This is a genomic window from Streptomyces sp. NPDC002125 (assembly GCF_053593715.1).
On the sequence record NZ_JBSFDD010000002.1, the window covers coordinates 415,184 to 430,717 of the forward strand.

At 71.7% G+C, this 15,534-nt stretch carries 12 protein-coding genes; 7 read left to right on the top strand and 5 right to left on the bottom strand.

The annotated features are described in order from the left end of the window. Positions 1-89 precede the first annotated feature (89 nt). A complete protein-coding gene (locus ACWCQM_RS04985) occupies positions 90-1,388 on the top strand; it encodes a citrate synthase (RefSeq protein WP_073746777.1) in 1,299 nt (432 codons plus the stop codon). A 595-nt stretch (positions 1,389-1,983) separates the two neighbouring features. Here ACWCQM_RS04985 and ACWCQM_RS04990 read toward each other — a convergent pair. The 3 genes from ACWCQM_RS04990 to ACWCQM_RS05000 all read right to left on the bottom strand — a co-directional run bounded on the left by ACWCQM_RS04990 (position 1,984) and on the right by ACWCQM_RS05000 (position 5,735). Further along, on the bottom strand, positions 1,984-4,500 hold the full coding sequence (locus ACWCQM_RS04990; RefSeq protein WP_450913949.1) for a heavy metal translocating P-type ATPase: 2,517 nt from the start codon (positions 4,498-4,500) through the stop codon (positions 1,984-1,986). A 147-nt stretch (positions 4,501-4,647) separates the two neighbouring features. Continuing rightward, complete coding sequence (locus ACWCQM_RS04995) at positions 4,648-4,953, bottom strand: heavy-metal-associated domain-containing protein (RefSeq protein ID WP_267075643.1); 306 nt, start codon at positions 4,951-4,953, stop codon at positions 4,648-4,650. Between the two features lie 98 nt (positions 4,954-5,051). Then, positions 5,052-5,735 (bottom strand): TetR family transcriptional regulator, encoded by a 684-nt coding sequence (locus tag ACWCQM_RS05000; RefSeq protein WP_450913950.1) that lies wholly within the window; start codon positions 5,733-5,735, stop codon positions 5,052-5,054. A gap of 157 nt (positions 5,736-5,892) precedes the next feature. Between ACWCQM_RS05000 and ACWCQM_RS05005 the strand changes: the two genes are divergently transcribed. Both ACWCQM_RS05005 and ACWCQM_RS05010 read left to right on the top strand, forming a co-directional pair. Continuing rightward, positions 5,893-8,130: an MMPL family transporter gene (locus tag ACWCQM_RS05005; RefSeq protein WP_450913951.1), complete on the top strand. Its 2,238-nt coding sequence runs from the start codon at positions 5,893-5,895 to the stop codon at positions 8,128-8,130. A gap of 55 nt (positions 8,131-8,185) precedes the next feature. Then, entirely contained in the window at positions 8,186-9,238 is a 1,053-nt protein-coding gene (locus tag ACWCQM_RS05010) for a zinc-dependent alcohol dehydrogenase family protein (protein ID WP_450913952.1), read from the top strand. Between the two features lie 25 nt (positions 9,239-9,263). Here ACWCQM_RS05010 and ACWCQM_RS05015 read toward each other — a convergent pair whose 3' ends face one another. Beyond that, the gene (locus ACWCQM_RS05015; protein WP_450913953.1) at positions 9,264-9,455 is read right to left on the bottom strand and encodes a helix-turn-helix transcriptional regulator; all 192 of its coding nucleotides are present in this window, start codon (positions 9,453-9,455) and stop codon (positions 9,264-9,266) included. A gap of 157 nt (positions 9,456-9,612) precedes the next feature. Continuing rightward, positions 9,613-10,539 carry a sugar phosphate isomerase/epimerase family protein gene (locus tag ACWCQM_RS05020; protein ID WP_450913954.1) on the bottom strand — a complete coding sequence of 309 codons (927 nt, stop codon included), beginning with the start codon at positions 10,537-10,539 and terminating at the stop codon, positions 9,613-9,615. A 167-nt stretch (positions 10,540-10,706) separates the two neighbouring features. Between ACWCQM_RS05020 and iolC the strand changes: the two genes are divergently transcribed. From iolC to iolD, 4 genes are read left to right on the top strand one after another with little or no spacing between them, the layout of a single operon-like run. After that, on the top strand, positions 10,707-11,831 hold the full coding sequence (gene iolC / locus ACWCQM_RS05025; RefSeq protein ID WP_450913955.1) for a 5-dehydro-2-deoxygluconokinase: 1,125 nt from the start codon (positions 10,707-10,709) through the stop codon (positions 11,829-11,831). Continuing rightward, the gene (locus ACWCQM_RS05030; protein ID WP_450913956.1) at positions 11,828-12,718 is read left to right on the top strand and encodes a Cgl0159 family (beta/alpha)8-fold protein; all 891 of its coding nucleotides are present in this window, start codon (positions 11,828-11,830) and stop codon (positions 12,716-12,718) included. The genes iolC and ACWCQM_RS05030 overlap by 4 nt, the downstream gene beginning before the upstream one ends. 30 nt (positions 12,719-12,748) lie before the next feature. Continuing rightward, on the top strand, positions 12,749-13,633 hold the full coding sequence (iolB, locus tag ACWCQM_RS05035; protein ID WP_450913957.1) for a 5-deoxy-glucuronate isomerase: 885 nt from the start codon (positions 12,749-12,751) through the stop codon (positions 13,631-13,633). Then, positions 13,630-15,525 (top strand): 3D-(3,5/4)-trihydroxycyclohexane-1,2-dione acylhydrolase (decyclizing), encoded by a 1,896-nt coding sequence (gene iolD, locus ACWCQM_RS05040; RefSeq protein WP_450913958.1) that lies wholly within the window; start codon positions 13,630-13,632, stop codon positions 15,523-15,525. The genes iolB and iolD overlap by 4 nt, the downstream gene beginning before the upstream one ends. Positions 15,526-15,534: the final 9 nt, after the last annotated feature.

The window sequence follows — 15,534 nt, forward strand, 5'->3', positions numbered from 1 at the left end:
CCCCGAGTGCACTCTCCTGCGCCAAATGGGGGAGGGTGGAGACAGTCAGGGCACCTCGAAGAAGAGGCACTACGTCGGTGAGGGATGACGTGAGCGAGCACACGAACAACGCTGTAGTACTGCGGTACGGCGATGACGAGTACACCTACCCGGTGATCGACAGCACCGTCGGCGACAAGGGCTTCGACATCGGGAAGCTCCGGGCCAACACGGGCCTGGTCACGCTGGACAGCGGATACGGCAACACAGCCGCCTATAAATCCGCCATCACCTACCTCGACGGCGAGCAGGGCATCCTGCGCTACCGCGGATACCCGATCGAGCAGCTCGCCGAGAGCTCGACGTTCCTCGAGGTCGCCTACACGCTGATCAACGGTGACCTTCCCAAGGTCGACGAGCTGTCGGCCTTCAAGAACGAGATCACCCAGCACACGCTGCTGCACGAGGACGTCAAGCGCTTCTTCGACGGCTTCCCGCGCGACGCCCACCCGATGGCCATGCTGTCCTCGGTCGTCAGCGCCCTGTCCACGTTCTACCAGGACAGCCACAACCCGTTCGACGAGGAGCAGCGCCACCTCTCGACGATCCGGCTGCTGGCCAAGCTCCCGACGATCGCGGCGTACGCGTACAAGAAGTCGATCGGTCACCCGTTCGTCTACCCGCGCAACGACCTCGGCTACGTCGAGAACTTCCTGCGCATGACCTTCTCCGTCCCGGCCCAGGAGTACGTGCCGGACCCGGTCGTCGTCTCCGCGCTGGAGAAGCTGCTCATCCTGCACGCGGACCACGAGCAGAACTGTTCGACCTCCACCGTGCGTCTGGTCGGCTCCTCGCAGGCGAACATGTTCGCCTCGATCTCCGCCGGCATCTCGGCGCTCTGGGGCCCGCTGCACGGCGGCGCCAACCAGTCGGTGCTGGAGATGCTGGAAGGCATCCAGGCCAACGGCGGCGACGTCGACTCCTTCATCCAGAAGGTCAAGAACAAGGAGGACGGCGTCCGCCTGATGGGCTTCGGCCACCGGGTGTACAAGTCCTTCGACCCGCGCGCCAAGATCATCAAGGCCGCCGCCCACGACGTGCTGTCGTCGCTCGGCAAGTCCGACGAGCTGCTCGACATCGCGCTCAAGCTGGAGGAGCACGCGCTCAGCGACGAGTACTTCGTCTCGCGCAACCTCTACCCCAACGTGGACTTCTACACGGGCCTGATCTACCGCGCCATGGGCTTCCCGACCGAGATGTTCACCGTGCTCTTCGCGCTCGGCCGCCTCCCCGGCTGGATCGCCCAGTGGCACGAGATGATCAAGGAGCCGGGATCCCGCATCGGCCGCCCGCGCCAGATCTACACCGGCGAGGTCCTGCGCGACTTCGTCCCGGTCGAGGGCCGCTGACGCCCTCAGGACCGCTGCTCCTCCCCGGCCGCTCCGGCCGGCATCCTTCGCCCCGCGTACCGCGCTCGTACTGTCAGAGCGCGGTGTCCGGGGCGATTCGGCGTTCGGGAGTTGGGCTCGGTGGCGTGTTCCGGGGGCCTCGTCCGGGGGCTTCTTCGGCGGAGCCGTGGTGCCGCGCCCGAGGGCTGGGCCGTGCGCGCCGGGTCCGTAAGCGCTGGGCCGTGATGCTTCGCCGGGTGCGAGAAACGCCCCGCCGCCGATCCCCCCACGGGTCGACGGACAGGGCGCTTCCCATATCCCGGAGCGGATTCCCCCCACGGGATCCGGCCGGGCGTCTGCAGGGAGCCTGAACTCCCGTTGTTTTTCGGTGGTGCCTATTCAGTTCGGTCCTGCTGTGCGACTGCCGGGGTACGTACGTACGGGAGGGCCGCTCAAAGCTCCCCGGGCACGTGCCCCGGCCAACGCTTGCCAGGAGCGTCCCCCAAGACACTCCATCGGACGTCCCCCAAGACATCCTTGGCATCGCACTCTTAGACTCACCAACTCATCAGATGGTTACCCTCAAATCGGTGTGATCTAAGTCTCTTTGTAGAAATTATGTGAAGGAGCGCAACCTCAGGCTGTTGCTCACCACGAAGACCGACGAGAACGCCATCGCCGCACCCGCGATCATGGGGCTGAGCAGCCCGAACGCAGCCAGAGGCAGTGCGGCCACGTTGTAGCCGAAGGCCCAGAAGAGGTTGCTTCTGATGGTCGACAGAGTACGCCTCGACAGACGGATGGCGTCAGCGGCCACCTTGAGATCTCCACGAACGAGCGTGAGGTCGCCCGCTTCGATCGCCGCGTCCGTCCCGGTGCCCATCGACAGACCCAGATCCGCGACGGCCAGGGCCGCGGCGTCGTTGACCCCGTCACCGGCCATGGCGACGGACCTGCCCTCGGCCTGGAGGCGCCGTACGGCCTCCACCTTCTCCTCCGGCAGGACCTCCGCGTACACCTCGTCGATCCCGACCGCGCGGGCCACGGCGTCCGCCACGGCCCGGTTGTCGCCGGTCAGCAGAATCGGCCTGAGGCCCAGCGCGCACAGCTCCGCGACGGCCTCCGCGCTGCCCGCCTTCACCGCGTCGGCGACCTCCAGGACGGCCCTGGCGGCCCCGTCCCAGGCGACGGCGATCGCCGTGCGGCCCTGACCCGCCGCGTCCGCCAGGGCGTCGGCCAGGGGCCCGGGGAGGGCGATCCCCGCATCGGCGAGGAGTCGCTCCCTGCCCACCAGCACGCGGTGGCCCTCGACGGTGCCGCGCACTCCGAGGCCGGGGACGTCCGTGAAGTCCACCGGGGTGGGGAGCGCAGCCCCCGTGCGCAGGGCGGCTCCGGCGGCGACCGCCCGGGCGACGGGATGGCCGGAGGCGTTCTCCAGGGCGCCCGCGAGACGGAGTACGTCGGCCTCGGCCGTGCCGGGCGCGGTGCGGACGCGTCCGAGGGTCATGCGGCCCGTGGTGACCGTTCCGGTCTTGTCGAGGACGATCGTGTCGATCCTGCGGGCGGTCTCCAGGACCTCGGGGCCCTTGATGAGGATGCCGAGCTGCGCGCCGCGCCCGGTGCCCGCCATGAGGGCGGTGGGCGTGGCGAGGCCCAGGGCGCACGGGCAGGCGATGATCAGGACGGCCACGGCGGCGGTGAACGAGCCCGTGATGTCGTCGGTGGCCAGCAGCTGGGCGACCAGCGTCACCAGCGCGATCAGCAGGACCACGGGGACGAAGACCGCCGAGATCCGGTCGGCGAGGCGCTGGGCGGCGGCCTTGCCGCTCTGGGCGTCCTCCACGAGCCGGGACATCCGGGCCAGCCGGGTGTCCGCCCCGACGCGGGTGGCCTCGACGACCAGCCGCCCCGACATGTTGAGGGTGGCGCCGGTGACGCTGTCGCCCGGGACGGTGTCCACGGGCAGGGACTCCCCGGTGAGCATCGAGGTGTCGACCGCCGACGCGCCTTCGACGACGGTGCCGTCCGTGGGGATCTTCTCGCCGGGCCGTACGACGAAGCGGTCGCCGACGAGGAGCCGGCCGACAGGGAGGCGTACCTCGGTGGTCCCGTGCTCCGGTGGTGATGCCGGGCGCAGGACCGTGACGTCCTTCGCGCCCAGCCGCAGCAGCGCGCGCAGCGCGGCGCCCGCCTTCCGCTTGGACCGCGCCTCCAGATAGCGGCCCAGCAGGATGAAGCCGGTGACTCCGGCCGCGACCTCCAGGTAGATGGCGGAGGAGGGGTCGGACCGGGACGCCTGGACGTCGAAGCCGTGCCGCATGTCCGGCATGCCCGCGTCGCCGAGGAACAGGGCCCAAAGGGACCAGCCGAACGCCGCGAGCGTGCCGATCGACACCAGGGTGTCCATCGTCGCGGCGCCGTGCCGCAGATTGGTCCAGGCGGCGCGGTGGAAGGGCAGGCCGCCCCAGACGACGACGGGGGCGGCGAGGGTGAGGGAGAGCCACTGCCAGTTGTCGAACTGGAGGGCGGGGACCATGGCCATCAGGGCGACGGGGACGGCGAGTACCGCCGTGACCAGCAGGCGCTGGCGGAGCGCGGCGAGGCCGGCGTCGGCTGCGGCGTCCTGGGGGTCCTGCTCTGCGTCAGCTTCTGCGCCTGCGCCGCTCGTGCCTGCGCCTCTGCTCGTGCCTGCATTGGCATCGGCGTCGGTGGCGCCGGTGGTCACGGTCTCGGTGGCGGAGGTGCGGCCGGCTCCTGCTTGTGCGTCGGAGCCGGAGCCGGAGCCGGTGCCAGGGCCGGTGTCCGGGCCTCGGCTGTCCTGGTCCGACGCGCCGGGGCGCGGCGCGTCGGCCGTGGGCGCCGCGGGCTGCGGTGCCGCCGCGGGGCGGGGGACCGGCCTGGCCGTGTAGCCCGTCTTCACGACGGTGGCCACGAGGTCGTCGAGCGCGGTGCCGGGCCCGTAGGAGACCCGGGCCTTCTCGGTCGCGTAGTTGACGGTGGCGGTGACCCCGTCCATCCGGTTGAGCTTCTTCTCGACACGGGCCGCGCACGAGGCGCAGGTCATCCCGCCGATCGTGAGCTCGGCCTCGGAGGTCTCCGCCGCCGGGACCTCGGCTGCCGTGGTGCTGGCCATATGTGCGGACTCCTGGGTCGTGCAGTCGGGCCGTTTCCCCACCAGTATCTGCTTCCCTGGTGACGGAACGGCCCGACGGAGGTGCTGGGCGGCCCGGGGTGCGCGCGTGGTGCGGACCGGGGCGCCGCGTGGGTGGTGCGGCCGGTTTCAGACGCGGCCCACGAGCTCGTAGCCCGCCTCGTCGACGGCGGCGCGTACGGCCTCGTCGGTCAGCGGCGCGGAGGAGGTGACGGTCACCCGGCCTGCGGCGGCCTCCGCCTTCACCGAGGTGACGCCCGCGAGGGCCGAGATCTCCTCGGAGACGGCCCCCTCGCAGTGGCCGCAGGTCATGCCCTTCACCTCGTACACCTCGGTGACGGCGCCCACCTGCACGTCGGCCGCCCCGTCGTGGCAGGAACCGGTGGACGAGCAGCAGGATCCGGCGGCCCGGGGCGTGTCGGTCTCGGCGGTCATGTCGTTCTCCTCTTCGCAGGCACACATGTATGTGGCGGATGTGGCACGGGAGGGCGCCCGGATGGACCGGCGCGCCCGCCGCATCCGCCACTATACCCCTAGGGGGTATTGGTCGACTCCGGTGTGACCCCCTCGGGTGTGTCGTGGACGAGAGGGTGGAGGTAGCGGTACATCACGGTCTTCAGCTCCGCGATGTACGCGTCCCGTTCGGCCCCCTCGTGGGACATGATCAGGTCGAGCCCGGCCTTGAAGAGGACGAAGGACATGCCCGCGATGCGGGTTATCCGGTCGGCCGGGACCTCGGGCAGATAGGCGCCGAGGAGCTCCTCGGTCCTGCTGAGCATCGTGGCGTGCAGGATGTCGTGCTCCCGGGTGATCACGCCGGGGATCTCGGAGCCGTGGGTGAGGACGGCGAAGGCCGGATTCTCGCAGTTGAAGGCGATCAGCGGGTCGAGGACCGCGTCCAGCAGCCGGTCGAGAGGAAGCTCCAGATGGCTGGCGACGAACGCGGCGCCGTAGGTGTCCCGCCAGCGGTGCAGGAGCTGGTCGCCGAGCTCGACGGCGATGGCTTCCTTGTTGGGGAAGAACTGGTAGAGCGTGCCCGGCGAGACGCCGGCCTCGCGGGCGATGGCGTTGGTGCTCGCGCCGTAGTAGCCGCTGGAGCAGAAGACGCTGGCGGCGGCGTCGAGCAGCTGGGCGATGCGGGCTTCGCCGCGCGCCTGACGGCGGCGCGGGCGGTCCGGCCCGGCGTCCGCGGCTTCTCTGGCTCTGGCCTCCGGCACGGTTCTCCCCAGCTCTCGGGACACGGTTGACAAACGCGAGTGGTCACTCGCATTCTGAACAAACGCGAGCGAGGACTCGTGTTTGCCAGTGTACGTGGCAATGACTGACCCATGCCGCCCTGTGCTGCCCGGGTCCCGGTGAAGGGGACACCGCACCATGTCCGAAGTCAACGGCCCGGAGAAGGCAGGGGGCTGGACGCGCTTCGTCACCGCCCGCCCACGGTTCGCCCTGCTGGCAGCACTGGTGATCACGGCACTCGCCGTGTTCGCGGGCAGCGGAGTGGCCGACCGGATGAGCAGCGGCGGCTGGGAGGCCCCCGACGCCGAGTCGACCTACGCGACCCAGGTGCTGGAGCGGGAGTTCCCCGGCTCGCAGCCCGATCTGATCCTGCTCGTCGACGGCGGCAGTGCCTCCGTGGACGATCCGGCGGTGGCCGCCGAGGCCGCCCGGCTCACCGAGCGGCTCTCCGCCGAGCCGGGGGTCGGGGGCGTCGGCTCGTACTGGCGGACGAAGTCCCCCGCGCTGCGCTCCGAAGACGGACACGAGGCGATCGTGGCCGCCCGGATAGCGGGCGACGAGAAGGCCGCGGGGGAGATCCTCGACCGGATAGCTCCGGCCTACACGGGTCGGCAAGGCCCGGTGGAGGTCTCCGTCGGCGGGCCCCTCGCCGTGCGGCACGAGATGCAGACCACCATCCAGGAAGACCTTCTGCGGGCCGAGCTCATCGCTCTTCCCGTGACGCTGGTGCTGCTGGTCGTCGTCTTCGGCAGCGCGGTCGCCGCCCTGCTGCCGCTCGGCGTCGGGATCGTCGCGATCCTCGGCACCAACGCCGTGCTGCGCGGCCTCACCGAGTTCACCGACGTGTCGGTCTTCGCCCAGAACCTCACCACGGCGCTGGGGCTCGGACTCGCCATCGACTACGCCCTGTTCATCGTGCGCCGGTTCCGTGAGGAGCTGGCCGCCGGGGCGGACACCCGGGTGGCGATCGGCACCACGCTGCGTACGGCGGGGCGCACGGTGCTCTTCTCCGCGCTGACGGTGGCGGTGTCGCTGGCCGCGATGCTGGTCTTCCCGCAGTACTTCCTGCGCTCCTTCGCCTATGCGGGTATCGCCGTGGTGCTCCTCGCCGCGGCGGCGGCCCTGATCCTGCTGCCGGCCGCTCTGATGCTGCTCGGGCCGCGGGTCAACTCCCTGGACCTGCGCAAGCTGCTGCTCCGCCGGAGGAAGGCGTCCGGCGCGGCCGGGGGCTCGGGCAAGGGGTGGGCCCGCTTCTCGGTGCTCGTGATGCGCAGGGCTCCCGTCTTCGCCGTGCTCACCACGGTCGGGCTCGTGCTCCTGGGGCTCCCTTTCCTGGGGGTGAAGTTCGGCACCGCGGACGACCGCCAGCTGCCCGCCACGGCCGAGTCCCGCATCGTCCAGGACCACATACGGGACGGCTTCCCCGGGAGCCCGGGCGGCGGCCTCGAAGTGCTCGCCGAAGGAAAGGCGAGCCCCGCCCAGTACGCCGACTTCCGCGACAGGATCGCCGGGCTGCCCGGGGTGGAGCGGGTCGACGGACCCGTCACGGGTGACGGGTTCGCGTACTACGACGTGCTGCCCGAGGGGGAGTCCATCGGCCAGGGCGCCCAGGACCTGGTCCGCGGTCTCCGGGCCGAGAGCGCCCCCTTCGACACCTCGGTGACCGGCACCGCGGCCGTCCTGGTGGACTCCAAGGACGCCATAGCGGACCGGCTGCCCTGGGCGGTGGGAATCATCGTGGTCGTGACGCTGCTTCTGGTCTTCCTGCTGACCGGCAGTGTCCTCATCCCGCTCCAGGCGGTCGTCCTCAACGCCCTCAGCCTGACCGCGATGTTCGGAGCCGTGGTCTGGGTCTTCCAGGACGGGAATCTCTCCGGGCTCCTCTCCTTCACCAGCACGGGTGACATAGAGACGACCCTGCCCGTGCTGATGTTCTGCGTGGCCTTCGGCCTCTCCATGGACTACGGGGTGTTCCTGCTCTCCAGGATCAAGGAGGAGTACGACCGCACGGGCGACCACGAGCACTCGGTGACGTTCGGGCTGCGCCATACCGGCGGGCTGATCACGGCCGCCGCGGTCATCCTGGCCGTGGTGATGGTCGCCATCGGCACATCCCGGGTGACCAACACCAAGATGCTCGGGCTCGGGATCGCTCTGGCCGTGCTGATGGACGCCATGGTGGTGCGCAGTCTTCTCGTGCCGGCCGTGATGAAGCTGATGGGCCGGGTCACCTGGTGGGCGCCCGCACCGCTGCGCGCCTTCCACCAGCGGTTCGGACTGAGCGAGGGGGAGACCGCCCCGGCGGGCGACCGGGACGGCGAGGAGACGTCCGGGGCGGAGGACCGGGGCCGGGACAAGATCACGGCGGGAGCGTAGATTCGCCGGATCCGGAGACCGGACGGCGAGAGCCGGACCGAGGGAGGCGGGGCCGATGCGGGCAGTGGTGTTCGAGGAATTCGGGCAGGAGGCCCGGGTGCGGGACCTTCCGGACCCCGCACCCCGGGCCGGGGGAGTAGTGGTGCGGGTCGGGGCCACGGGGCTGTGCCGGAGCGACTGGCACGGCTGGATGGGGCACGACCCGGACATCGTCCTCCCGCACGTACCCGGACACGAACTCGCCGGGGTGATCGAGGAGGTGGGTCCCGGCGTCCACAACTGGCGCCCCGGCGACCGGGTCACCGTGCCCTTCGTCTGCGCCTGCGGCCGGTGCCCCGCCTGCGCGTCGGGTGCCCAGCAGGTCTGCGAGCGGCAGACCCAGCCCGGCTTCACCCACTGGGGGTCCTTCGCCGAGTACGTGGCCCTGGAGCAGGCCGACGTCAATCTGGTCGCGGTGCCCGAAGGGCTGTCGTTCGCCACGGCGGCCGGACTCGGATGCCGGTTCGCCACCGCGTTCCGGGCCGTGGCCGGCCAGGGCCGGGTGGCGCCCGGGGAGTGGGTCGCCGTGCACGGCTGCGGCGGGGTCGGCCTCTCGGCCGTGATGATCGCGGTGGCGTGCGGGGCCAGGGTCGTGGCGGTGGACGTCTCGCCGCACGCCCTGGAGCTGGCGCGGGCGTTCGGGGCTGCGGAGTGCGTGGACGCCTCCGCGCACCCCTCCGGTGCGGACGAGGCCGTACGCCAACTGACCGGTGGCGGCGCGCATCTGTCGCTGGACGCTCTGGGCTCCCCCCTCACCTGCGCCGCGTCGGTGCGGAGCCTGCGCAGGCAGGGCCGTCATGTCCAGGTCGGCCTGCTGCCCCCGGCGGCCGGGGAGCCGGTCGTGCCCATGGCACGGGTGATCGCGCTGGAGCTGGAGATCCTCGGCAGCCACGGCATGGCAGCCCACGACTACCCGCCGATGATGGACATGGTCCTGCGCGGAACCCTGCGGCCCGATCTGCTGGTGACCTCCACCATCCCGCTGGACGCCGCCCCGGCCGCGCTCGCGGCGATGGGCTCGGCGCCCGGGGCGGGTGTGACGATCATCGAACCCACGAAGGAGTCCTGAGAACCGGCCGGCGGGCCGGGTGGCCTCAGCGGTCGCGGTTGCTGGGGCGGGACGCCACCCAGGCGACGACGGTGTCCACGTACCAGTAGGGCTTTCCGTTCCGGACATCGTCGGGAGGCGGAAGGAGTCCGTGCTTGCGGTACGAACGGATGGTCTCCGGCTGGACCCGGATGTGCGCGGCAATGTCCTTGTACGACCACAGCGTTCGGTCCGTCATGAATGCCACCTCTCTGTACCTCGGTGCACCTCTGCTCCGGTGAACGAGCCGCCCCGGAGCCGGGCAGGGGGCGTCGCGAGCCCGTGACACAAGCCCTGCGGAACACGGACATACGTGACAGGAGAGTGACTGCTGTGGCGGGAGAGGCCTCAGGGATTCAGGAGGACGGCCGGGCGGGTCCGCAGATCCGGAGGAACTCGCGGGTGCGCCGGGCGATGGGGAGCGGCTTGTCGGGCGGGCAGGGATACATGTCCTGCTCGACGATGGCGAACAGATCGGTGCCCAGGGCGCGCGCCGCGTCCAGTACGGGCTCCAGCGCGGGCACACCGCCCGGCGGCTCGCACATCACGCCGCGTGCGACGGCCGGGCCGAACGGCACCCCCTCGGCGACGACGTCGGCGAGGATCACCGGGTCGACCTGCTTGAGGTGCAGATAGCCGATCCGTTCGCCGTAGGTCCTGATGAGCTTCACGCTGTCCCCGCCGCTGTAGGCGTAATGGCCGGTGTCGAGACAGAGGGAGACGAGGTCGGGGTCCGTGGCGTCGAGGAACCGGTTGACGTTCTCCTCGCCGTCGATGTGCGTGTCGGCGTGCGGGTGCACCACGATCCGCAGGCCGTAGCGGTCCCGCACCTCGCGGGCCAGCCGTTCCGTCTGGGTGGTGAGGTCGCGCCACTGAGTGGCGGTGAGCGTGCGGTCCTCCAGCACCTCACCCGTCTTGTCGTCCCGCCAGAACGCCGGGATGACCACCAGATGCCCGGCGCCCATCGCCCGGGTGAGTGCCGCGATGTCCGCGACATGCTCCCAGGTCCGGTCCCAGACCTCAGGGCCGTGGTGCAATCCGGTGAAGACGGTGCCGGCGGAGACGCCGAGGCCACGGCGGGCGGTCTCCTCCGCGAGCCGGGCGGGGTCGGTCGGCAGATAGCCGTAGGGGCCGAGCTCGATCCACTCGTAGCCCGCCTCGGAGACCTCGTCGAGGAATCGGTCCCAGGGCACCTGCTGCGGATCGTCGGGGAACCACACTCCCCACGAATCGGGTGCCGAACCGATGCGGATGCGGGCCGGAGAGGGTACGGAGGAGGTCATATCGCCCACCCTCCAGTCCTCCGGAAAGGGTGTCAAGGGTTCGTCCGAATGTCCGGACAAAGTGTTGACAGGGTTCCGGGCGAGGGCTAGACCTGGGAGCGGCCGTCCGGCCGTGGCCTGCTCCCGGGTGAACTGCCGCGCCGGAGCGACGGGTCGAAGGGATGCGTATGCCTGAGCCGTACGACGTGATCACCATGGGGCGGATCGGGGTGGACATCTACCCGCTGCAGACCGGTGTACCGCTGGCCCGGGTCGAGACCTTCGGGAAGTTCCTCGGCGGCTCGCCGTCCAACGTCGCGGTGGCCGCCGCCCGGCTGGGACGGCGGACGGCTGTGATCACCCGGACGGGCCGCGACGCCTTCGGCGACTACCTCCACCAGGCGCTCGGGGAGTTCGGGGTGGACGACCGGTGGGTGAGCGCCGTGGCGGAGTACCCCACCCCGGTCACCTTCTGCGAGATTTTCCCGCCCGACCACTTCCCCCTCTATTTCTACCGGCAGCCCAAGGCGCCCGATCTGGAGATCCACGGGGAGGAACTCGACCTGGACGGGGTGCGGGACGCCCGGGTCTTCTGGATGACGGGCACCGGCCTCTGCGCCGAACCCAGCCTCTCCGCGACCCTCACCGCGCTCCGGGCCCGCAGCGAGGCGGCGTACTCGGCGGCAGCGGCTCCCGGCGCGACCGCAGGCCCCGCGCGGGTCACCGTCTTCGACCTCGACTGGCGCCCCATGTTCTGGGAGGGCGGGGACCACAGCTCGGCCGCCCCTGCCCGTTACCGCGAGGCGCTCGCCCATGCCACCGTCGCCGTGGGCAATCTCGACGAGTGCGAGATCGCCACCGGGGAACGCGAACCGCACGCCGCCGCCCGCGCCCTGCTCGCCGCCGGGGCCGAACTCGCCGTCGTCAAACAGGGACCGGCGGGCGTCCTGGCCGTTCACCGCGACGGCACCACCGCCGAGATCCCGCCCCTCCCCGTCGACGTGGTCAACGGGCTCGGTGCGGGCGACGCCTTCGGAGGCGCCCTCTGCCACGGGCTCCTCGCGGGCTGGGACACGGAACGCGTCATGCGCTACGCCAACGCGGCGGGTGCCATCGTCGCCTCCCGGCTGGCCTGTTCGTCCGCGATGCCGTTCCCCCACGAGGTCGAACGGGCGCTCTCCGAAGGCGCGGTGGGAGGGGCGGACGGTGAGGCCGAAGCCGAGCCGTCCGGAAGGACGGCCGGCACCCCCGGGGCCACCGGCACGGGGGCCGTCGGCACCCCCGGGGCCACCGGCACGGGGGCCGCCCCGTGACCTCGCCCGCCGCGGCAGGCGTCGGCGATCTTGTCCGGCTCCGCGCACAGCACCCCGAGGCCGTCGCCGAGGCCGCCGCGGTCCGCCGCAGACGACCTCTCGTCGGCCCCACCGGGCGCCTGATGATCATCGCCGCGGACCATCCGGCCCGTGGCGCCCTCGCCGTCGGGGACGACGACCTGGCCATGGCCGACCGCTTCGACCTGCTGGAACGCCTCTGCCTCGCCCTCTCCCGCCCCGGGGTCGACGGTGTGCTCGCGGGCGCCGACGTCCTGGAGGACCTGCTGCTCCTCGGCGCCCTCGACGACAGGGTCGTCCTCGGTTCCATGAACCGGGGCGGGCTCGCGGGGGCCGCCTTCGAGCTCGACGACCGCTTCACCGGCCACCGCCCCGCCGACCTCGCCCGCCACGGCTTCGACGCGGGCAAGCTCCTGCTGAGGATCGACCACGACGACCCCGGCTCCCTGGACACCCTGCACACCGCTGCCCGCGCCGTGGACGAGATGGCGGCCCACCGGCTGCCCGTCTTCATCGAGCCGTTCCTCTGCCACCGCACCCCCGAGGGACTGAGCACCGACCTCGGCGCCGCCGCCGTCACCACCTCCATCGCCATCGCGTCCGGGCTGGGCGGCACCTCCGCGTACACATGGCTCAAGGTCCCCGTCACTGAGAATCCCGGCGACATGGACCGGGTGATGCGGACCTCGACCCTCCCCGCCGTCCTGCTCGGCGGTGAGGTGACGGGTGATCCGGACGAGGCGTACGAGCGATGGCGCGGCGCGCTGCGCCTGCCGACCGTGCAGGGGCTGGTGGTCGGGCGCTCGCTGCTCTACCCCGCCGACGGGGACGTGGCGGGCGCGGTCGACACGGCCGTAGGACTTCTGTGAACGAGCCGGACGACGGGTAGGGATGGAGTCATGACGACGACCGACGAGCAGCAGAGCCACCACGTGCGTGCGGGTCACGCGGCGCGCGGCCCCTACGCCCTCGACGTCGACCCGGAGCGGGCCGGCTGGGAGCGTTCGAGCCTGCGCGTGCTGGAGCTCGCGCCCGGTGGTGTTCACACCCTCGTCACCGGGGAGAGCGAATGGATCGTCCTCCCGTTGTCCGGCGCCTGTACGGTGCGCACGGCAGGTGAGATCTTTGAACTGCTGGGCAGGAAGAACGTGTTCAGCGCAGCGACCGACTTCGCCTACGTCCCACGCGACGCCCGCGCCCAGATCGCCTCCGGCGCAGGAGGCCGCTTCGCCCTGGCAGGAGCGAAGTGCGAGCGACGACTCCCCGCTCGCTACGGCCCCGCGCCGGAGGTACCGGTCGAGTTCCGCGGCGCGGGCACCTGCTCGCGCCAGGTGAACAACTTCGCCGCGGCCGACACCTTCGACTGCGACCGGCTCATCGCGGTCGAGGTCCTCACCCCCGGCGGGAACTGGTCCTCCTATCCGCCGCACAAGCACGACGAGCACCACCCCGGCGAGGAGTCCGTGCTGGAGGAGATCTACTACTTCGAGGTCGAGGGCGACGGCCTCGGCTACCACCGGGTGTCCCCGTCCCGCCCCGGCGGCACGGACGTCCTCGCCGAAGTCGCCACCGGTGACGCCGTCCTGATCCCCGACGGCTGGCACGGCCCGTCCATCGCCCCGCCCGGCCGCACCCTGTACTACCTGAACGTGATGGCCGGACCGGGCGAGCAGCGCGAGTGGCTGATCCGCGACCATCCCGACCACACCTGGATCCGCGACACCTGGCCCGACCAGCCCGTGGACCCCCGGCTCCCGCTCCATGACACGGAGGCCGCCAGGTGACCACCGAGCCGGCGACCACCCGCAGGCTGACCACCGCCCAGGCCCTGATCGCCTTCCTCGCCCGTCAGTACACCGAGCGCGACGGCAGGCGGCAGCGCCTCATCGGCGCCACCTGGGGCATCTTCGGCCACGGCAACGTCGCGGGCATCGGCCAGGCGCTCGTCGAGGCCGGACCCGCCATGCCCTACCTCCAGGGGCGCAGCGAACAGGCCATGGTGCACGCCGCCGTCGGATACGCCCGCCAGTCCGGAAGGCTCTCCGCGCACGCCGTCACCACGTCCATCGGCCCCGGCGCGACCAACCTCGTCACCGGCGCCGCCCTCGCCACCGTCAACCACCTCCCGGTGCTGCTCCTGCCCGGCGACACCTTCGCCGGGCGCCCCGCCGACCCGGTGCTCCAGCAGCTCGAAGTGCCGCACACGGGCGACGTGTCGGTCAACGACTGCCTGCGCCCCGTCTCCCGCTACTTCGACCGGATCAGCCGCCCCGAGGCCCTGATCCCGGCCGCCCTCCAGGCCGCGCGCACCCTCGCCGACCCGTCCGCCACGGGTGCCGTCACGCTCGCCCTGCCGCAGGATGTGCAGGCCGAGGCGTACGACTGGCCGGCGGAGTTCTTCGCGCCGCGCGTCTGGCACGTACGCAGGCCGGCGCCCGATCCGTACGAACTGGACGAGGCCGTACGGGCCGTGCGCGCCGCGCGGCGCCCGCTGATCGTCGCGGGCGGCGGCGTCCACCACAGCGCGGCCGAGGAGACCCTCGCCGCGTTCGCCGCCTCGACCCGGATTCCCGTCGCCTCCACCCAGGCCGGCAAGGGCTCCCTGCGCCACGACCACCCCGCCGACGTCGGGGGCATCGGCCACACCGGCACCGCCACCGCCGACGCGCTCGCCCGCGAGGCCGACCTCGTGATCGGCATCGGCACCCGCTACACCGACTTCACCACGGCCTCCGGCACCCTCTTCGCCGACCCGGCGGTCCGCTTCCTCAACCTCAACATCACCGGGTTCGACGCCCACAAGCTCGCCGCGCAGCCCCTCGTCGCCGACGCCCGCACGGCACTCGAAGCGCTCGGCGCGGCCCTCGACGCCCGGGGACACCGTGTCGACCCCGCCTACGAGAGCGAGTACACCGACGCCAAGGACCGCTGGGAGCGGCGCGTCGACGCCGCCTTCGCCACCGCGGACCAGGAAGCCCGTCCGACCCAGGCCCAGGTCCTCGGGCTGCTCGACGAGCTGGTCACCGAGGACGACATCCTGATCAACGCGGCGGGCTCCCTCCCCGGCGACCTCCACAAGCTCTGGCGGGCCCGCTCCCCGCGCCAGTACCACGTCGAATACGGCTACTCCTGCATGGGATACGAGATCCCCGCAGCCCTCGGCGTGCAGCTCGCCGCACCCGGCCGGCCCGTATGGGCACTGGTGGGCGACGGCACGTATCTGATGAACCCGACCGAGATCGTCACCGCCGTGCAGGAGGGCCTGCCCGTCAAGCTCGTCATCCTGCAGAACCACGGTTACGCGTCCATCGGCGGCCTCTCCGAATCCGTCGGCGGCGAGCGCTTCGGCACCGCCTACCGCCACCGCACCCCGGAAGGGGCGTTCACCGGCGCCCCGCTGCCCGTCGACCTCGCGGCCAACGCCGCATCCCTCGGCATGCGGGTGCTGCGCGCCGGGTCGGTGGGGGAGCTGCGCCGGGCCCTCGCCGAGGCGCGCGCCGCCGACCGTCCCACTTGTGTCTACGTCGAGACCGAAACGGCAGACACAGTGTCGGGGCCTCCTCCGGCACAGGCGTGGTGGGATGTTCCCGTAGCCGAAACCGCGACCCGCCCGTCGGCGGTCGAGGCCAGGAAAGAGTACGACCGGCAGATCGCAGCCCGACGCCGCCACCTGTGAAGGAGCACT